18 protein-coding genes are annotated in these 20,057 nt (G+C 26.9%); 1 reads left to right on the top strand and 17 read right to left on the bottom strand.

What is annotated here, in order from left to right; genetic code table 11:
* Positions 1–230: 230 nt before the first annotated feature.
* From TY07_RS03595 to TY07_RS03540, 12 genes are all read right to left on the bottom strand, one after another.
* Positions 231–1,157, bottom strand: a complete 927-nt coding sequence (locus TY07_RS03595) for a hypothetical protein (protein WP_042395461.1) — start codon at positions 1,155–1,157, stop codon at positions 231–233.
* A 218-nt stretch (positions 1,158–1,375) separates the two neighbouring features.
* Complete coding sequence (locus TY07_RS03590; RefSeq protein ID WP_042395459.1) at positions 1,376–1,585, bottom strand: hypothetical protein; 210 nt, start codon at positions 1,583–1,585, stop codon at positions 1,376–1,378.
* Positions 1,586–1,819: 234 nt separating this feature from the next.
* Complete coding sequence (trpA, locus tag TY07_RS03585; protein WP_042395456.1) at positions 1,820–2,590, bottom strand: tryptophan synthase subunit alpha; 771 nt, start codon at positions 2,588–2,590, stop codon at positions 1,820–1,822.
* Positions 2,583–3,767: a tryptophan synthase subunit beta gene (gene trpB / locus TY07_RS03580; protein ID WP_042395454.1), complete on the bottom strand. Its 1,185-nt coding sequence runs from the start codon at positions 3,765–3,767 to the stop codon at positions 2,583–2,585. The genes trpA and trpB overlap by 8 nt, the downstream gene beginning before the upstream one ends.
* A gap of 8 nt (positions 3,768–3,775) precedes the next feature.
* Positions 3,776–4,375 (bottom strand): phosphoribosylanthranilate isomerase, encoded by a 600-nt coding sequence (locus TY07_RS03575; RefSeq protein ID WP_042395452.1) that lies wholly within the window; start codon positions 4,373–4,375, stop codon positions 3,776–3,778.
* On the bottom strand, positions 4,368–5,153 hold the full coding sequence (gene trpC, locus TY07_RS03570; protein ID WP_042395447.1) for an indole-3-glycerol phosphate synthase TrpC: 786 nt from the start codon (positions 5,151–5,153) through the stop codon (positions 4,368–4,370). Before trpC ends, TY07_RS03575 begins: the two co-directional genes overlap by 8 nt.
* 8 nt (positions 5,154–5,161) lie before the next feature.
* Positions 5,162–6,169 carry an anthranilate phosphoribosyltransferase gene (gene trpD, locus TY07_RS03565; protein ID WP_042395446.1) on the bottom strand — a complete coding sequence of 336 codons (1,008 nt, stop codon included), beginning with the start codon at positions 6,167–6,169 and terminating at the stop codon, positions 5,162–5,164.
* Between the two features lie 128 nt (positions 6,170–6,297).
* Positions 6,298–6,861: an anthranilate synthase component II gene (locus TY07_RS03560; protein ID WP_042395442.1), complete on the bottom strand. Its 564-nt coding sequence runs from the start codon at positions 6,859–6,861 to the stop codon at positions 6,298–6,300.
* A complete protein-coding gene (gene trpE, locus TY07_RS03555; protein WP_042395440.1) occupies positions 6,861–8,333 on the bottom strand; it encodes an anthranilate synthase component I in 1,473 nt (490 codons plus the stop codon). The genes TY07_RS03560 and trpE overlap by 1 nt, the downstream gene beginning before the upstream one ends.
* 417 nt (positions 8,334–8,750) lie before the next feature.
* Positions 8,751–9,122 (bottom strand): hypothetical protein, encoded by a 372-nt coding sequence (locus TY07_RS03550; RefSeq protein WP_042395437.1) that lies wholly within the window; start codon positions 9,120–9,122, stop codon positions 8,751–8,753.
* A 238-nt stretch (positions 9,123–9,360) separates the two neighbouring features.
* On the bottom strand, positions 9,361–10,989 hold the full coding sequence (locus TY07_RS03545) for a ring-infected erythrocyte surface antigen domain-containing protein (RefSeq protein WP_042395435.1): 1,629 nt from the start codon (positions 10,987–10,989) through the stop codon (positions 9,361–9,363).
* A 68-nt stretch (positions 10,990–11,057) separates the two neighbouring features.
* Positions 11,058–12,443: a J domain-containing protein gene (locus tag TY07_RS03540; RefSeq protein WP_042395432.1), complete on the bottom strand. Its 1,386-nt coding sequence runs from the start codon at positions 12,441–12,443 to the stop codon at positions 11,058–11,060.
* A 460-nt stretch (positions 12,444–12,903) separates the two neighbouring features.
* Here TY07_RS03540 and TY07_RS03535 point away from each other — a divergent pair, with 460 nt between their 5' ends.
* Positions 12,904–13,842, top strand: a complete 939-nt coding sequence (locus TY07_RS03535; RefSeq protein ID WP_042395429.1) for an L-lactate dehydrogenase — start codon at positions 12,904–12,906, stop codon at positions 13,840–13,842.
* A gap of 69 nt (positions 13,843–13,911) precedes the next feature.
* Here TY07_RS03535 and TY07_RS03530 read toward each other — a convergent pair whose 3' ends face one another.
* The 5 genes from TY07_RS03530 to TY07_RS03510 all read right to left on the bottom strand — a co-directional run bounded on the left by TY07_RS03530 (position 13,912) and on the right by TY07_RS03510 (position 19,934).
* Positions 13,912–15,525: a C40 family peptidase gene (locus TY07_RS03530; protein ID WP_052330602.1), complete on the bottom strand. Its 1,614-nt coding sequence runs from the start codon at positions 15,523–15,525 to the stop codon at positions 13,912–13,914.
* 254 nt (positions 15,526–15,779) lie between these two features.
* Complete coding sequence (locus tag TY07_RS03525; protein ID WP_052330601.1) at positions 15,780–17,375, bottom strand: sensor histidine kinase; 1,596 nt, start codon at positions 17,373–17,375, stop codon at positions 15,780–15,782.
* Between the two features lie 165 nt (positions 17,376–17,540).
* On the bottom strand, positions 17,541–18,542 hold the full coding sequence (locus TY07_RS17165; RefSeq protein ID WP_052330600.1) for a C39 family peptidase: 1,002 nt from the start codon (positions 18,540–18,542) through the stop codon (positions 17,541–17,543).
* Positions 18,543–18,672: 130 nt separating this feature from the next.
* Positions 18,673–19,320 carry a manganese efflux pump MntP gene (locus tag TY07_RS03515; protein ID WP_042395426.1) on the bottom strand — a complete coding sequence of 216 codons (648 nt, stop codon included), beginning with the start codon at positions 19,318–19,320 and terminating at the stop codon, positions 18,673–18,675.
* A 224-nt stretch (positions 19,321–19,544) separates the two neighbouring features.
* Positions 19,545–19,934 carry a hypothetical protein gene (locus TY07_RS03510; RefSeq protein ID WP_042395422.1) on the bottom strand — a complete coding sequence of 130 codons (390 nt, stop codon included), beginning with the start codon at positions 19,932–19,934 and terminating at the stop codon, positions 19,545–19,547.
* Positions 19,935–20,057 lie beyond the last annotated feature (123 nt).

Genomic DNA, 20,057 nt, shown 5'->3' with positions numbered 1-20,057 from the left:
TAATTTAATAATACCCCTTGGAGCTAACTCCAAGTCAATATTTTTTATAAATTTCTAGCCTAAAATGAAAAGTTAAATTCTTGATTTTAATACTAAATTCACTTTTTTAAAAACTTATTCTTCGACTACTAAAATATTATACCGCATTAATAATTATTGAATTTTTCTATTAAGAAGTAAAAAAAGCAGTAGACAATTAAAAAATATCTACCACTTCATATTTATTATAATTAATTTTCTTTAAACATACTAACTTTACATTCTTCTAATAATTCATTTGTATTACTATCTTTCATAGTAATTGAACATTCTAAATTAACTAACTGATCAACATTAGTATTAAATATCATTTTATCAAACACTCTTGTTTCTGCTGAAATATTGCAGTTAAATACTGGTTCTGTGCTTCTTCCATCAACTATAACTTCTTTACTTTCTACTACAACATTTTTGTCAGTTTTATTTTCAATACATAAATTTAAATTTAAAGCATCATCTTCATTTCTGCTTATTCTAATAAAATACACCTTAATTTTATCAGTATTAACTATTATGTCTCCATCAACATCATCACTAACATTTTCAACAACTACTGAAGCATCTGATGCAACCTCTTCATTGCTTTCTTCATTAGTAACTTCAGTTTCCTCTATCTTTTCCTCTTCTTTTACTATAGGTTTAAGTCCAGTAAACTTTTGAATAGCTTCATCATCACTTAATACTTCTTTTACTTTGTTTAATTTACCATTACACTTATTATATGCTAAATTTAAAGTATCCCATGCACTTTCATTTTCAGCATATAAATCAAGTGAATTATTAAATAACACCACTAAAGCCTCTAATGAATATGGGAATGTCTTATCTTTTTCTTTTGTAGCACTAGCAATAGTATATTCATTATCATAATATTCTTCTAATGATTTGTTTAAATTTTTTAATGCCTCTTCTAATTCTTGTCTTGCTTCATTAAGATATTTTACCTCTAATTTATCTTTGCTATATATATCTAACATACTTTCATCTACTAAATATTTTGAAGCTAAATCTTCTACTTCACCTAATAAATCACTAGTCACTCCATAATATTCTGGAACTTTATGTTCAACTTTTTCTACGTTATTTTTCTTTTTATTAAATATATCAAATATCCCCATCCTAGTACTCCTTTACATACAAATGATTTTCTACTGTATTTTTATTAAACATATATATTTAAAACTATACTATATTAATCATAATTTTCAAGTAATTATTTAAAATAACTTTTAAATGAATATGTTTATTTACCTCTAATTCAAATATATTATTTAACAATTAAATAATATAGCCATAAATATTGGATGTTTAAACATTCAATATTTATGGCTTTATTTTACCCTTGAATATTATTATGTTGGCTTTCTTCTTTTACTAACTCTTTAAATTCCATGTCATATAGCTTATCTTGTAATTCTTGAATTTTATTATCTAATTCCTGTACTTTTTCCTTTGCATGGAGCATTTTCATATCTACTTTCCAATCATCTCTTTCTCGCTTATAGTATTTTATCTCTTCCCTTAGCTTTTCAATTTCTGATAGCATATTTACACTTCCTTACAACATTTCATGTACTACTTTTTTAAGCACACTTACTAAATTTATGCTCTTATTATAAGGTATGCGTAAATACAAAATTTATATTCTAAATTTAGCCACTCATCTATAATAATTACTTCACACTACCTCTACAGTTTTATCTATATTAAACATGGATTATAACTTTCTTAGTTATGCAACAGCACTTCTTAATAACCAAATTTTATACATGTTGAACTCCTATTTTATTGCATCTTTCATTTCTTTCACATAATTAAATAATTCATCATGCGCATTGTCCCCATATTTTGCAATTATCTTAACAATTGCACTTCCAACAATAACTCCATCTGCTACTTCTGCCATTTGCCTTGCTTGTTTTGAATTATTAATTCCAAAACCTATAGCACAAGGAATATCAGTAACTTCCTTAATTGATTTTACTATACTTGATATATCTGTTTTTATTTCATTCCTAACACCCGTAACCCCCATAGAAGAAACTACATAAATAAATCCTTTAGCCTCACTTGCTATTTTTTTTATTCTATTTTCTGAAGTAGGTGCAATTAAAGAAATAATATCAACATCAAATTTATTTGCTATATCTTCAATTTCATGTTTTTCTTCATAAGGTACATCTGGAATAATAATTCCATCAATTCCAACTTCTTTACATTCTTCAAAGAATTTTTCATACCCATACTTATAAACCGGATTAATATAAGTTAAAAATACTAATGGAATATTACTTTTTTCTCTTACCTTTTTTACAATTTCAAAAACTCCACTAGTTGTCATTCCACCTTTTAATGCTCTAATATTAGCTTCTTGAATTACTATACCTTCAGCTGTTGGATCTGAAAAAGGTATTCCTATTTCAATTAAATCAGCCCCTGCTCTTTCCATTTCTAAAATATATTCTACAGTCTTATCTGCCCCTGGATCACCTGCAGTTAAAAAACCTATAAATGCCTTTTTACTTTCAAATGCTTTATATATTTTACTCATAAATTTCTTCCCCCTTATATCTAGCTATTGCTGCAACATCTTTATCTCCTCTTCCTGAAAGATTAATAATAATATTTTCATCAGAGCTAAAATTCTTTGCTATTTTCATAGCATAAGCTACAGCATGTGCACTTTCTATTGCACAAATAATCCCTTCTGTTCTTGCTAAATACTCAAAGGCTTCAACTGCTTCATCATCAGTTATAGGTACATACTTAGCTCTTTTTATATCATTTAAATATGCATGTTCAGGTCCAATCCCCGGATAATCTAAACCTGCGGATATTGAGTAAACTGGAGCAATTTGCCCAAATTCATCTTGGCAAAAATAAGACTTCATTCCATGAAATATACCTACTGTTCCATTAGCCATAGTTGCTGCATTTAATGCTGTATCTACACCTTTCCCTGCAGCTTCACATCCAATAAGCTGTACATCTTTATCTTCTATAAAGTTATAAAAAGCTCCAATTGCATTACTTCCACCACCAACACAAGCAATAACTGCACTAGGTAGCTTTCCTTCTACCTTTAATATTTGTTCCCTTGCTTCTTTACTTATAACACTTTGAAAATCCCTTACTATTGTAGGAAATGGATGCGGTCCCATTACTGATCCTAAAACATAATGAGTATCAGAAATTCTACTTACCCATTCCCTCATAGTTTCATTAACAGCATCCTTTAAAGTCATTGTTCCACTAGTTACAGAATGAACCTTTGCCCCTAAAAGCTTCATTCTATACACATTTAAGGCTTGTCTATCTGTATCTTCCTTCCCCATGAATATTTCACACTTTAACCCTAAAAGGGCTGCTGCAGTAGCTGTTGCTACACCATGTTGCCCTGCTCCTGTTTCTGCAATTATTCTTGTTTTACCTAATTTTTTAGCTAACAAAGCTTGTCCAAGAACATTATTTATTTTGTGAGAGCCTGTATGATTTAAATCCTCCCTTTTTAAATAAATCTTTGCTCCTCCAAGATCTTTACTCATTTTTTCTGCATAATACAATAATGATGGTCGCCCAGCATATTCATTAAGTAATTTATTTAATTCCTCATTAAATTCTTTATCCTTTTTATAAAATTCATATTTTTCTTCAAGATTAATAAGTTCATTCATTAATGTTTCTGCTATATACTGTCCTCCGTAAATTCCAAATCTCCCTTTACTCATAAAATTACCTACCTTCCTACAATCTTTATTACTTCCTTCATTTTTTCAAAATCCTTAACTCCATTAGTTTCAATGCCACTGCTAATATCTATAGCCATTGGTTTTACCTTTAAAATAGCTTCATTTATATTTTCTAAATTTAATCCACCAGCAAGGAAAAATGGTCTATTAAGATTTTTTATATTATTCCAATTAAATGTCTTTCCTGTCCCTTGTCCATTATCTAACAATAAATAATCTGCACAAGAATCCTTCCATACTTCAATATCTTCAAAGCAGTTTACCTTTATTGCTTTTATAACTTCTTTTGTACTCCTTTCTTTTATAGTTTTTATATACTCCTCACTTTCATTTCCATGAAGTTGAACTATATCAATAATATTTTTATCTATTATCTCTAATACTTTTTCAATATCTTCATTAACAAAAACTCCAACAGCCTTAATATTAGTATTTAATTTACTTTTTAATTTTATTGCTTGTTTTATACTAACTTGTCTTTTACTTTTAGCAAATACAAAGCCTATATAATCTGGATTTAACTCATTTACATATTCAATATCTTTTTCTCTAAACAACCCACAAAATTTTATTTTTACTTTACTCATATTTGTATCCTCTTAAATACTCTAAGGCTGTCTTTTTATCCTTACTTCTCATAAGAGTTTCACCTATTAATACTGCATTTACATTAGCTTTTCTTAACTTTTCTATATCCTCCGAAGTTTTTATTCCACTTTCAGCTATAAAAATAATATCTTCTGGTACTAGCTTTCTTAAATTTATAGAATTATTTATATTAACAGTAAAATCCTTAAGATTTCTATTATTTACTCCTATAATTCTTGCTCTAGCTCTTAAAGCCATTTTAATTTCATCTTCATCATGAGCCTCCACTAATGCTGATAATCCTAAGCTATCTGCTATTTTTATATACTTTTTTAAAGTATCTTCATTTAATATTGAACAAATAAGTAATACTGCACTTGCTCCTAAGATTTTAGCTTCATATATCATATATTCATCTATTACAAAATCTTTTCTTAATACAGGAATTTTTACTTCACTGGCTATTTCTTTCAAGAACTTATCTTCACCTTTAAAGAAATATGGCTCTGTTAAGACTGATATTGCATTTGCTCCGCTTTTTTCATAATCCTTTGCTATTTGTAAATAAGGAAATTCTTCTGCTATTATTCCCTTTGATGGTGATGCTTTTTTAACTTCACAAATAAATGATATTTCTTTACTTTTTAATACTTTTTCAAAGTAAAATTGCTGTTCAACTATTGATAGTGCTTCCTTTTTTACTAAATAAAAAGGCTTTTCCTTTTTCTTCTGTTCTAATCTAACCTTTGTCTTTTCAACTATTTCATCTAAAATCATTTAATCACCTACTCATTAGAAAACTTAATGAAATCTTCTAATTTCTTTTTAGCCTTTCCACTATCAATAATATCTTCTGCTAATCTAACACCATCTTTTATTGAATCAGCTTTTCCACCTAAATATAAAGCTGCTCCAGCATTTAAAACAACAGCATTTCTTTTAGCACCCTTTACTCCATTTAAAATAGAAAGAGTAATTTCTGCATTTTCATTAGGACTGCCTCCAACTAATTCTTCTTTATTACATCTTTCAAATCCAAAGTCCTCAGGACGTATTTTATAAGAATAAAATTTTCCATTCTTAATTTCACAAACTTTAGTAGCTGCACTCATAGATATTTCATCTAATTTATCTTCCCCATAAACTACTAATGCTCTTTTTACGCCTAAATTATCTAAGACTCTAGCTAAAGGTTCTACTAATTCTTCATCATAAACACCCATTAGCTCAATATTTGCTCCTGCAGGATTACTCAGTGGCCCTAACACATTAAATACAGTTCTTATTCCAAGCTCTTTTCTTACTGGTGCTACATACTTCATTGCAATATGATAATTTTGTGCAAATAAAAAACAAATACCTATTTTATTTAATAACTCAGTACTTTTTTCTGGCGAAATAGTTATATTTACTCCTAAAGCTTCTAATACATCCGCAGCCCCACACTTGCTACTTGCAGCTCTATTTCCATGCTTAGCAACTGGTACCCCTCCAGCTGCAATTACAATTGATGATGTAGTTGAAATATTAAATGAATTAGATCCATCTCCACCAGTTCCCACTATCTCTAGTACATCTTTATCATGTAAAAGCTTTATACAATGATTTCTCATTTCTTCTGCTGAAGCAGTGATTTCTCCAATAGTTTCACCTTTCATACTTAATGCAGTTAAATATGCACTTTTTTGAATATCACTTGCTTTCCCGCTCATAATTTCATTCATAACTTCCTTGGCCATGTTATAACCAATATCTTGCTTATTGCTTAGTTTAATAATTGCTTCTTTAATCATTTAAATTGCCCCCTCTTTTATTTTGCCTTTAAAGAACTTTTCATTTACGAATCTTTCTCTTTTAATTTGTGAACATCTCTAGTTAAATTTATGAATATTCCCTTAAGGCAAAGTACAATAAATTATTTTTAACTTAATAAATTATTTATTATTTTCAATCCATCCTTAGTTAATATTGATTCAGGATGAAACTGAACACCATATACTTTATTTTTCTTATCTTCAACTGCCATTACTTCATTATCATCAGTCATTGCTATTACTGATAACTCTAATGGTAAAGTATTTTTATCTACAGCTAAAGAGTGATATCTTCCAACCTTTATTTTTTCATTAAGCCCTCTAAACAACTTGCTATCATTATTCACATTAACTATGCTTGTCTTACCATGCATTAAGTTCTTAGCATAAGTAATTGTTGCTCCATAAGCCTCACATATTGCTTGATGACCTAAACATACCCCAAATATAGGTATCTTCCCTTTAAAATACTTAACTACATCAATACAAATTCCTGCATTCTTAGGTTTTCCTGGTCCTGGTGAAATAATTATTATTTCTGGATTCATTGCTTCAATTTCCTTAATACTCTTTTCATCATTTCTTATTACAGTAATATTAGAATCAATAGTTCCAATAAGCTGATAAAGGTTATAAGAAAAACTATCATAATTATCTATTAAAAGTATCATTATCTAATCCCACCCTTTGCAATATTTAATGCATTAATAACAGCCTTAGATTTATTTATACATTCCTCATATTCATTTTCTGGAACACTATCTGCAACAATACCAGCTCCTGATCTTACAAACACCTTTCCATTCTTTGCAAATGCAAGTCTTATTGAAATACACATATCTAAGTTTCCCGTAAAATCTATATATCCAATAGCTCCACCATATATTCCTCTTTTATTTCCTTCTAACTCATTTATTATTTCACAAGCCCTAAGTTTTGGTGCTCCTGATAATGTACCTGCTGGTAATATTGAATCTATTGCATCTAATGCATCCTTATCTGATCTTAATGTCCCAGATACTGTAGAACCTATATGCATTACATGAGAAAACTTTTCTATACTCATATATTTATCAACTTTTACTGAATTAATTTCACTTATTTTACCTATATCATTCCTACCTAAGTCAACAAGCATATTATGTTCTGCTAATTCCTTTTCATCAGCTAAAAGTTCTTTTTCTAACTCCAAATCTTCCTCTTCATCTTTTCCCCTTTTTCTAGTTCCAGCTAGTGGGAAAGTATATAACTTATTATTTTCAAGTTTTACTAAAGTTTCTGGTGAAGCTCCTGATATCTCAATATCATTACTATAAAAATAAAACATATAAGGTGATGGATTAGTACTTCTTAAAACTCTATAAGCATCTAAAATACTTCCCTCTATTTCAGCTTCAATTTTATTTGATAATACTACTTGAAAAATATCACCCTCTTTTATATATTCCTTGGCCTTTACTACCATATTGCAATATTGCTCTTTAGAAAAATAACTTCTATAATCTGACTTTATCTTTAATGGTCTTTCTTCAGCTTTTTTACCATTAATAATCAAATCTGCCATTGCCTTTAATTCAATTTCTGCTTTTCTATAATTAACTTCTAAATTTTCAACCTTAATATTTACAATTAAGATTATTTTTTGCCTATAATTATCAAATGCTATTACTTTATCAAAAAGCATTAAATCTACATCATTAAACTTTTCTTCATCATTAGCATTTAAATTTAAGCTCTGCTCTCCATATTTTATATAATCATAAGAAAAATATCCTACAAGTCCTCCAGTAAATGTAGGCATTCCCGAAATCCTTGGACTTTTATTTTCTTTTAATATTTTTCTTATATATTCATTTGGATGCTTTACTTCTTCTTCAATAGTGGTCCCTGTAATAATTTTTAGTTTATGATTGTAGCAAGTAAGTTCAAGCTTTAGGTCATATCCTAAAAAGGTGTATCTTCCCATTTTATTAGTACTATCAACACTTTCTAAAATAAAAACATTAGTACTGATTCCCTTTAAAATTTTTAAGGTTTCAATAGGAGTTTTTATATCCGAATATAACTCCATACTTATTGGTACAACTTTATAATCTTCATTCGTAGTAATTTTTTTTACTTCTTTTAAACTTGGATAAATCATCTTTTCCCTCCTAATGTACTATTAATAATTTAAAAATTTATAATAGTATACTTACTATTAAAGAACGTAAAAAATCCCGCCCAAGACAGTATAATTTACTGTCAAGGACGGGTAGAATATACTACACCCGCGGTGCCACCTTGATTCACGAAATAATCGTACACTTTATCAGATACTAACATATCCTAGACAACTAACGTATGTCAAACGTCATAGAATACTAGGAGTAAAACTCTTTTCACTATGCCCTCAGTGGTCCATTTAATAGGCTGCGTTCTGCTTGGCTCTCATCTTTCCAAACTCTCTGTTAGTGCACGATCTATTTTTATCTCCACTTCAACGGTTTAATATTTTACTAATTTTAACATTTTTAATAAAATATTTCAATTAGTTTTGATAAAAATATTTTCGCTTAATTTAAGCACATGTATTTACTTCTTTTTCTTTTTTTTCATAGTAATTTAAAATATTTATTATAAAATTTCTTGTGTCCATATCTAGTTTTCGTGTACTTGAAAGCTCGTTGACTGAAAAGTTTCTAGTATAAAAACTATATGCTAATTCAACTATAAATCTTGAAGTATTTATAATTCTTGTGTCATTTAATAATTCTTTAAATTTAATAGTAGTGCCGCAAATATATTCTTTGGCAACACTATAAACTTCATCAATACTTAATAATTTTAATACTATATATAAATCTTTATTTAATTTTCCCATAAAATTTTTAACTAACTCTATATAATTTCTTTCATGATAAGAATCTACAAATGCTATATTATTTTCCATAACTAATCACTCCTTATGTAAACATTATACTATATTAATTTGTCAATTTTGTTACAACAATCTTAATATTCTCTTAAAAACCTTTAATATATATATTTCTCCACCCCTTTTATTACGGTTTGTATATTTATATTATATAGTATTATATACTACTTTGTAAATATTCTTCATATTATATTTTTGTTAAATAACTATAAACAAAATGAGCATATCTTTTTACAGATATGCTCATTTTTAATTACTTTTTATTCTCTTTTTTATTTTTTCTAAAAATCATATTTTTTAATTTGCCCCATCCATGCTTACTATCATTATTATCTATATCTTTACTTTTTATTGCAGGCTTTGCCTTAATAATTTCATCTCTTTCTATTTTTAAAGTACTATTTATATCTTCGTTTTTTATTTGCATTTTATTACTTTCAATGTAATTTACCTGACTATTTATATTTTTCTTAGCTACTTCCTTCTTCAAGATGTTACTATCTTCTTCAATAGTAGGCTTTGAAGTATTATCATAATTTAACTTTAATATAGAAATAGCACTTTCTAGCATATATAGTTTGTTATTATCACTAGAGTATAACCCCTCAACAAGTTTCCACTTAACCTCGTCTTTTTTCTTTACCCAAGCTTTAATATTTAGTGTATCTACACCATAAGCAATATCATTAATAGAAAATACTTCATCAAAGTTTTTATAAATAATATTATTTATTTTTTCTATAATATTAACTTTAATAATTGTTTCTAAAGAATTAAATATCTTTTTATTTCTCTTTAAAATATTATTCACACTTAAATCTACTTCTTGATTTAAGTCAAATTCTTTTTCATCAATTATCATTTTTAATAATTTACTTTCCTCATTTTCTGATATGTAAAATTCATTTATTATTTCACTCTTTTCAAGTAAATCATTTAATTTATCATAAAAATAGCTTAAGTATAACAACACAATTTTATCTTCATTAACTAATTCTTGCTCTATTTCACTTATCTCATCAATTATTTTATTTAATGTTATTATACATTCATAATTATTATTTTCTATAAAGGCTTTCTTTATTTTAATGAATAGACCTTTATTTTCAATATCATCCTCTTTTGTTATTTTATTTTCTATACTTTCAATTATATGCTCTACATTACTTATTGTATCTTCTTTTTGACCTTTGCTATTTTCTGTAATTACTTCTTCTGAACTTGTTAAAATTTCATCTTCCGTAATTATTTCTTGTTCTTTAATTTCCTCTTCTTTTAATTCCTCTACTGCTAAAGCTATTTCCTCTTCAACAATAATTTCATCAGCTATATTTTTAAACCCTAATTCAATTTCTTCTGAAATTTTTTCTAACCCTAATTGAACTTCTTCATCAATTTCTTCCATTGATATTCCGTTTGCTTTTTCTTTAGTTTCTTGAAGTTCTAAATCAACAACCTCTTCTTCTTGCTCTTTAATTTCTATACAAATTTCATCTTCTTCAAGATCATCTATAGACTCCTCTTCAACAACAAACTCTAAAATTGATTTATTCTTTTCTTCATCTTTTGTATCTTCTTTTTTCTCTTTAGAAAAATCTTCACTTAATGACTCTTGTCCACTTATTGTATATTCTTCTTTTACTTTTGTGTCATCAATAAATCTTATATCTATCTCATTAATATTATCTAAGCCAATACTACTTTCATCAATCTCTTCATTTGGATTAATATTTATATTTTTAACGTCAATATTGACAGCTTTTTTTAATATCTCTATATCTTTTTTTAATTTTTTTATTTCAGTATTGGCTAAAGCCAAGTTTATTTTTAACTTTTCTATTTCTTGTATATCTAAATGTTTTTCATCAATAGCTTTTCCCAATTTTTCATTCTCCTCTCGTGATGGATTTCAATTCTCCGTTTTATAGGCTATTTTAGCCTATTTTTCTCTTACCCAAAAACAAAGCCTTTTAAAGCTTTATTACTTGTGTCCACTGAACTTGAAATTAACTTAAGTACACTTGGTAAAAATATAGAAATTATAAATCCAATAGCACAAATTACAAATATATTATATTCCCTAGGTATTTGACCTGTATAAATTCTATAACCATGAATAGCACTAATTGCAATTGCTCCAATAATTATCATCTTTGATACTATCCAAGATGATACACTTAACACCTTACAAATTATACCTAATAATGTTAAAACAGCTATAATAGGAAGTGCTAAAATTTTTAAAGGTATTAATACTATACTAGTAACCCCTACTGACTTTTGTTTATTTGCAACTTTATTAATTCTTTTATTAACTCCATCCTTTACAGCTTGTCTTCCTATTTTGTCAGACTGTATTGCACTTTCATTTTGATAATTTTCACCTTGTCTATTATTTTTACTAAAGCCATCATTTTTACCGTTACTTGTATTACTTTTCTTAGTATTATTGTAACCTTTATTTCTTTCAGAATCATTATTTTTTTTCTTAATATTTTCTTTTTTATTTTTTATATTACTTTTCTTTTTATTTTTCTTGTTTTTAATAACTTTTCCTATAAAGTCATTTTCATATTCATCTTCACTATCAAATTCATCCTCATAGTCATTATTAAAAAACTCATTTACACTTTCAAATTCAACTTTAGATTTATATATAGGTACTTCGCTTTTTTTAGCACTTTCTTTAAGTACTTCCCTTTCTATTTCTTCTCTACTCATTATTATAGTAGCTGCATAGCTTTCATTTATATTTTGAGGTTCCTTTATATCTATACTATCATTTATAGCTTTATCTTTATTTATACCTTTATCTTCATTTATACTTTTATTCGCATCTTCTACTATAGTATTACCTATTCCATTTTCAACTTTATCTTCTTTTATATAAAGTTTCATTCCATCATTTAAATTAACAATATTTTTTTCATCTGATGCTATATTACTAGTTTCAATATTGCTATTTTCACTAAAGTCTTCACCTAAAATTTCTTTACATTTTACCTTCGAATACTCTTCAAAGCTATCCTTAGGGCAATCCCCTATAATTTTATCTTCATCGTTAACATTTCTTGATTTTTCCTTCTCTTCTACTGATTTAAATAACTTACTTACTTCTTCATCAAATACACCTTCATTTTCTTCTATTGGCTGAATTATTTCTTTTTCCTCTACATTTAACGCAGCTAATGCCTCATCAAATAATTCTATAAATTTATTTAATCTTTTTTCATCCTTAACTTCACTTTTAAAATAAGCAACTTGTTTTTCATAAGCTCTTTTAATTTCTTCTTTTGAGGCATTTTCTTCAACACCTAATACTTTATAATAATTCACAAAATCGCCTCCTTATTGTCACATTACATATTATTTATTTAAATATATAAAAGCATATGCTGTCCTTATTACTGATTATATCAATTTTATAAAAAATAAAAAGGTGCAAATTATAATAAAAAATCAAATTCATTATAATTACACCTTTTGTTTTTATAGTATCAGTTATGGTTTTATTTAACTTATATTGATGCTAGTATAAGCATTATAATTTTTAAATATAAATATGCTATATTCTGGATTAATTTCACTATATCAACATTTATTTTACAATATATTTATCTTTTCTTTAATTTTCTTTATTTTTCATCCTTTTATACATAAATAAGGTAAATATATTGCAATTTTTTAACAATATAACTATAATATAATTATTAACAAATAATAATTATTTTTTATTTCTATAATATATTTATTAATAATACAAATACTATATGTAAAAATTAAATGAGGTGAAATTATGAGTAAAATATCAATAATTGGAGCAGGTGCTATTGGTGCAACTACTGCATTTGCATTGCTACAAAGAGGAATTGCAAGAGAAATAGTAATAAATGATATAAATCAAGAAAAAGCATTAGGTGAAGTTATGGACTTAATGCATGGAAGCTCATTATGCCGTCCATGTAATGTTACTTTAGGAACTTTAGAAGATACAAAAAATTCGGATATAATTATAATTACTGCTGGCTCACCACAAAAACCTGGTGAAACAAGATTAGACTTAGTAGATAAAAACTACGCAATATTTAAAAGCTTCATTCCTAGACTTGCTGAATTAAGCCCTAATTCAATTTTATTAGTTGTTTCTAACCCAGTTGATATACTTGCATATATGACATATAAATTATCAGGATTCCCAAAAGAAAGAGTTATAGGTTCTGGAACTGTTTTAGATACTGCAAGACTTAGAAGTTTATTAGGTAAGTATTTTGGTATAGATGGAAGAAATGTTGAAGGATATGTTCTTGGAGAACATGGTGATAGTGAATTTGTAACTTGGTCTTCATTAATGGTAGGAAGTATTCCTGTTAAAAGCTTCTCTGAACAAAATTCAATAACATGGGATGAAGGAAATGAAACTGTTATTGCAGAAGATGTTAAAAACTGTGCTTATGAAGTTATAAAGAGAAAAGGTGCAACAGCATTTTCAGTTGCAATTGCATTAACAAGAATTGTTGAAGCTATTATCAGAGACGAAAAAAGTATTTTAACTGTTTCAACACTTTTAAATGACTACTATGGAGTTAGTGATGCTTACTTAAGTGTTCCAACTATCCTTGGTAAAAACGGTATTGAAAAAGTATTAAACATTCAATTATCTAAAGAAGAGCAAGAAAAATTTGTTTCATCAGCAAACTTAATGAAGCAATACATTGATAGAATTAACGATAAATAAAATTACAGTAATATAAAAATAGCCATGAAATTAATAAATATTATTAATTTCATGGTCCTATTTCTTACTTTATAATACTCTTCTAGCTCTTGTAGCTGAATCCCAACGTACATCTGTTATTCTAACAGTTTTACCTGTGTTAGGTGATTCAATCCATTGTCCATTTCCTATATACATAGCAACATGTCCAAGATTGCTATCGAATAATAAATCTCCTGGTTGTATATTATTTATAGATACTTCAACACCAGCATTTATTTGATCATAAGTGCTTCTTCCAATATTAATATTTGCCTTAGCAAATGCCCATTGCATAAGCCCAGAACAATCAAAAGCTCTTAATCCACTATCTACATACTGCTCTAATGCATCATATTTTCCTTGTGCTGCGTAACTAGGAAATCTTCCTTTTAAACTATCAATTGAAGCTCTAGTAACTAACTCACCAGCTGCACCATAAGCATAAGGTGAACCTATTTGTGATTTTAAAGCTTCTAAAACTATTTCATATGAACTAGATACAGATTCTGTACTACCAGTACTTCCTGTATTTCCACCATTATTTGTAGTTCCAGTTGTTATCTTAACATAATCAGCACTTACGTAACCTGTAGATCCATTAAAGTTAATTTTATACCAATTTCCTTCTTTTCCTGTTATAGTTACAGTTTGATTATTTAAAAGGTATCCTAAAACTAATGAATTTGATGAAGCTTCTTTTCTTACTCTAAGATTTGAAGAAACATTTACTACTACTCCAGTTTCATTCATAGCTTCACTTGATGAAGAATTTCCATTTGAAACTGAACCATTGCTTGTACTATTATTATCACTACCAGAAGATGGTTTATTTTCAGTTATATAATCCTTATGAACATAAGCTGTTGATGAATTATAAGTTATCTTATACCAACTTCCACTTTCTCCTATAATATTAACAGAATTTCCTGAATATAAAGTACCTAAAATAGTAGAACTTGTTGATGCAGCACTTCTTACATTTAATCCACCACTACTTACATTATACACATATCCCGTTTTATTAATTACATTTTCAGAAGAATTATTGCTTTCGTTACTTGCATTATTACCGTTATTTGTACTATTATTATTTGTACTTCCATTTGTAGTATTATTTGAGCTTCCATCAACTAATATATAGTCTTTATGAACATATCCATAACCACTATTATATTTAATCTTGTACCAGCTTCCTTCCACTCCAACTATACTTACTGAAGTGTTATTAGTTATATATCCTAATACTGATGCACTCGTTGAGGCTCCACTTCTTACTCTTAAATTTGAAGTTACATTAACTACCTTTCCAGTTGATGAAACTGTTGAAGATTCTGTAATTTCCTTAACATAATCTCCATGAACAAATCCACTTCCACCATTATATTTAATTTCATACCAACTACCACTTTTTGAAATAATGTCAAATGTAGCACCATTTCTTAATGTTCCAAGTACCGTTGAATTTGTATTAGCAGCTGATCTAACTCTTAAAGTTGAAGTTACATTAACTACTTGTCCTTTACTTACAGATGCCACGGCAACCCCACTATTATTAACAGTAGTTGCATTTACAGGTATAGTTTTAGCACTTAACATAGCTCCTACAACACCCGAAACAGCAATTATTTTTTTTAGCTTTTTCTTCTGCATTCTATTTTTCACATCCCCACCTATTAAAATATATATTTAGACATAATAAATTATATATTTTAATCAATGATTTTTCCATATATTTTACTACTTTTCTCATAAAATTCATTATTAAGATTAAATTTGTCATTTTAGCATTATTTTTTTATAAATTTAAAATATTCTATAGATTAAAATTGTGATTTTATAATCATATTTCTGCACATAAACATCTTCAATTTATAAAATTACATTTTGTCATTTCTTCTATAAAATTATAAATTTACTTAAAACTCATATATATCTGAAAATTCAACAATGCACCTTTCAATTTTAGTTGTTTTAACCATTTTTTTATGTTCAGTTGAACAATCATTAACTGTTCTAATTGGGATAGAAAAAGTAAATTGTGTTCCTTGTCCAATTTCACTATTTACTTTTATTTCGCCCTCGTGCATTTCAACTAAAGACTTTACAAGAGCTAAACCAATTCCACTTCCCTCAGTCATTCTATTTAATTTATTATTAATTCTCTTAAATCTATTAAATATAATACCTATTTCTTCTTGTGAAATTCCAATTCCGTTATCTTTAATAGAAATTAATACATATCCATTATCAATCGATAAATTAACATCTATCTTTCCAACTTTAGTTTTATCCTTACTCGTATACTTAATTGCATTTGAAATTAAATTTAATACTATTCTTTCTATTTTTTCCTGATCACAAGCTAACATAACTTCTTCAACTTCAGTATCAAAAGTTATATCAATATTTTTTCCTTCAACATAATCAACTATAGATGCAACCATATCTTCAACTAAATAAACTATATTACAATTCGTCATATTTAAATTATAATAACCCATATCAAATTCACTAACATCTATGATATTAGTTACCAATCTCAATAATCTATATGAATTTTGTTTAATTGAATTTATATACTTCTCTAAATTAAAGTTATCGACATTTACAATTTGATTACTTTTAATTCCATGCCCTATTAATTGTACTGCAGAAAAAATTATATTTAATGGTGTTTTAAATTCATGAGACATATTTGTAAATAATTCATTTTTTATTAATTCTGCATGAAATGCTTCTTCATACTTTTTACTTTCTGATTCATATTTTTTTTCTTCAGTAATATCACTACCTGAACCTACAAAAATCCCCAAATCATAAACATATATGGCTTTCCAGTAAATAATTTTATACTCTCCATTTTTACATCTGCATCTATTTGTACCTTCACATAAATTGCCATTCATTTTGCTTGCCCTAGCCCTAGCAATAACTTCATCTTTTTCGTCAGGATGAAACAAATCTTGCCATGCTATATTTTTTAAATCATCCTCTGTCCAGCCTAAACACTTATGCCATTCCTGACTAAATCTAATTATTCTTCCGTTCTTATCTATAAATCCAAGCAAATCAGTAGTTGTGTTCAAAAGCACAGAGATTTTAGCTTCAGCTCTCTCATATTTATTAACTGCTAATTTCAAATCTCTATCTAGTTTATTTATTATATTATCATTTTTATCTTTATCATCATATTCATTTGGATTAAATCTGATCAAATAGGCTTCTTCATTATTCCATTTTGTTTTATATACTTTTCCAATAAAACTTTTAATACCTTTCTCTTTACTTCTAAAACTATATATATTATCATTCTCATTTAATAGTTTATATGAATCTTTAATATTACAAAACAATTTACTATTACACAATAAATCATCTTCTAGATTCATATCTATTACTTCTTCTTTTTTATAATTTAATTTTTCTGCAAATTTTATGTTGCAAAACTTAATTATTTTATTCTCATTAATAACAACAATATAGTCGCTTACATCCTCAAATATATTCTCCATTTTTTCCTCAATTTTTATACTTTTCTATATTTATTACATTTTTTGCCCCACATTCTTACTATTATATCCAAGTAATTCACATTTTTCAATATATAACTACATATAACATCAAAAAGCTACATTAAACTTTGTTTAGTTTAATGTAGCTTTCTTAAAAATAAAATCTTAATCTTGCTTATAAATAACATACATTATATAATTTGATCTTTGCCACGCTTTCATAAAATCTTCGAATTTATACTTCAATCTTACACTTTCATCATCTTTCCCTGCTGGATCATTTACTATAACCCATTTTCCATTATTACTAACTTCAATTCCACAAACAACAATTAAGTGTCCACTTGTAGTTAACGGTGCATTTTCAATATATGGATATTCCTTATTATTAATATCATTTGTATACTTTACACTAACTTCAATTGAATTTCCATTGCTAATTTCCCTTATAAGTGAATCTATTCCTCCATATTCAACATATGCTTTATATCCAAGGCTTCCTGCATAAGCTACATTATAAGTCCAATTCCCAAATTCATTATAATTGTAATCAAAACAACTATATGCCACATCTTCAACTTTTAAATTTTCTCCTAATCTATTTAACAACATAGTTAAACTTGTTGGACTACAAATTTTATGTGCTATTTTTTCATCTCTTTTCATTTGTGAAATACACGGAGTTTCTATCAATTTATTTATTAATTCATATTTTTTATTTTTTAAATCATTATTATTTTCTTTATAATAAGTAATTGCTACTTCCCTAATATCTGCTGCAAAGCCTTTATTATCATAATAACTAATTATTTTTAGTTCAATGGCTTTACCGCTATATCCTTCATTTATGCTTAAAGTATCAACATCAATTCTTACTTCATCACACTTACTACTTTCTGAACCTCTTTTTATATTTGTACCCCATTTTCCCCAAGACATCCATTCTGACCATTTTTTCTTTTTATCTTTTTTATTCTGAACAAAAACTCTTGCTTGAACAACAATATAAGAATTTAATGGGGTTACTGCATTCCATGAAACTATAATCTTCTTAAAATCATCAATTTTAATAACTTTAGATAAATATATCTCATTATTTTCTTCTTTTATTACCTTTAATTTTTTCTTGTTAATAAATATCATTGAATTTAAATATTTATTACTCACCTATTCTCTCCCATATTAAATAGTATTCAAATATCATTATATTTGATTAATAAAAAATTGATAATAAATTAATATTTTATATTTTTAGTGCGTATTTTATTTATTATTCTTACTTAATTTTTATATACTTTTATTTAAAAATGCTTTGTAATAAATGTGTTAAAATTCCTGTATGTTCATTAAATATATTTATTCCTATAAGAATTAAAATGATACCACCTACAAGTTCTGCATAATCTTTAAATAACCCGCCTATTTTTTTACCTGCAATTACACCAATAAAACAGACAATAAATGTTATAATGCCTATTATAGTTGATGATGAAACTATATTAACATTTAAAAATGCAAAGCTTATCCCTACAGCTAAAGCATCTATACTTGTTGCTATTGCTAATGTTGTTAATTCTTTATTTGATAACTCTTCGCTTCTTATTCCTTCATCTTCTAAAGTTGTACTAGCTTCATTAACAGCTTCATTTTTCCCTTCTTTTGCTTCTTTTCTATTTTCATAAAATTCATAAATCATTTTTCCACCTAAAATAGAAAGTAAAATTAAAGCAATCCAATGATCTATTGCTTGTATATAGCCTTGAAAGCTTATTCCTAAAAGCCATCCTATTAAAGGCATAGCTGCTTGGAATACCCCAAAAAACAATGCTATTTTTATAGCCATTTTTTTAGTTAAATTTTTAAGTGTCATTCCCTTTGTTACTGATACTGCAAAGGCATCCATTGCTAATGCAAAACCAGTAAGTATAATTGTAATAATGTTCATATCTCTTCTCCTTCTTTTTATTATTATTTACAAAAAAAATAACGAGATTCATGGATGCTCAAAAAAAGCATCCATGAGTCTCGTTATTTAAGATTAAGCCCGGCTTTTAACAGCCATTATGTTGACCTAACCACATTTTCATGCTAACTACTCCCTCATCAGGACTAATAAATAATAACATCTTTATTCTTTATTGTCAATTGATAATGATATTACTCTAATTTTTATTGAAAATCTTTTATTACTTTAGACATAGCTAATGCTAAATTGTCATTGTGTGAATTATTTCTTATAAATATAAACTCTTTCTTTAATGTTTTTATTTTTATTAATTCTTCATTCTCATTTGATATTACTGAAAATCCTTTTAGGTCTTTTAATGCTATTTTCTCTAAATCTCTTACTTCTTCAGCGTATCCAATCGCTGCATGTCCTATATATTCTAAGTAAAGTGTATCATTAGTTAAGATTATGTTTACTTTATCTGCAATATCTCCACCAGCTCTAGTTAGTAAATTTCCTAGAAAATTTGTAATGACATCCTTATTATTGATAACCTTTGCAACAGTAATCTTCATTAAGATATCTTCACTATTTAAATTTAATTTAAACATTAAAATCACCCCTAAATATATATATCTATTTTAATTATATAGTAATATAATCCATTTTTAAATGTTTTTTGAAATATAAAAGCCCAATATTAATTAAAATATTGAGCTTAAACTTTATATCTT

Source organism: Clostridium saudiense, from assembly GCF_000577815.1.
GTDB lineage: Bacteria > Bacillota > Clostridia > Clostridiales > Clostridiaceae > Clostridium > Clostridium saudiense.
This window is presented reverse-complemented; position numbering and strand designations above follow the sequence as displayed.

Bases quoted from the DNA above. Each gene is read 5' to 3' on its own strand.
- TY07_RS03595 (WP_042395461.1), bottom strand. From the start codon at position 1,157: ATGGGGATATTTGATATATTTAATAAAAAGAAAAATAACGTAGAAAAA.
- TY07_RS03590 (WP_042395459.1), bottom strand. From the start codon at position 1,585: ATGCTATCAGAAATTGAAAAGCTAAGGGAAGAGATAAAATACTATAAG.
- trpA (WP_042395456.1), bottom strand. From the start codon at position 2,590: ATGAGTAAAATATATAAAGCATTTGAAAGTAAAAAGGCATTTATAGGT.
- trpB (WP_042395454.1), bottom strand. From the start codon at position 3,767: ATGAGTAAAGGGAGATTTGGAATTTACGGAGGACAGTATATAGCAGAA.
- TY07_RS03575 (WP_042395452.1), bottom strand. From the start codon at position 4,375: ATGAGTAAAGTAAAAATAAAATTTTGTGGGTTGTTTAGAGAAAAAGAT.
- trpC (WP_042395447.1), bottom strand. From the start codon at position 5,153: ATGATTTTAGATGAAATAGTTGAAAAGACAAAGGTTAGATTAGAACAG.
- trpD (WP_042395446.1), bottom strand. From the start codon at position 6,169: ATGATTAAAGAAGCAATTATTAAACTAAGCAATAAGCAAGATATTGGT.
- TY07_RS03560 (WP_042395442.1), bottom strand. From the start codon at position 6,861: ATGATACTTTTAATAGATAATTATGATAGTTTTTCTTATAACCTTTAT.
- trpE (WP_042395440.1), bottom strand. From the start codon at position 8,333: ATGATTTATCCAAGTTTAAAAGAAGTAAAAAAAATTACTACGAATGAA.
- TY07_RS03550 (WP_042395437.1), bottom strand. From the start codon at position 9,122: ATGGAAAATAATATAGCATTTGTAGATTCTTATCATGAAAGAAATTAT.
- TY07_RS03535 (WP_042395429.1), top strand. From the start codon at position 12,904: ATGAGTAAAATATCAATAATTGGAGCAGGTGCTATTGGTGCAACTACT.
- TY07_RS03525 (WP_052330601.1), bottom strand. From the start codon at position 17,375: ATGGAGAATATATTTGAGGATGTAAGCGACTATATTGTTGTTATTAAT.
- TY07_RS03515 (WP_042395426.1), bottom strand. From the start codon at position 19,320: ATGAACATTATTACAATTATACTTACTGGTTTTGCATTAGCAATGGAT.
- TY07_RS03510 (WP_042395422.1), bottom strand. From the start codon at position 19,934: ATGTTTAAATTAAATTTAAATAGTGAAGATATCTTAATGAAGATTACT.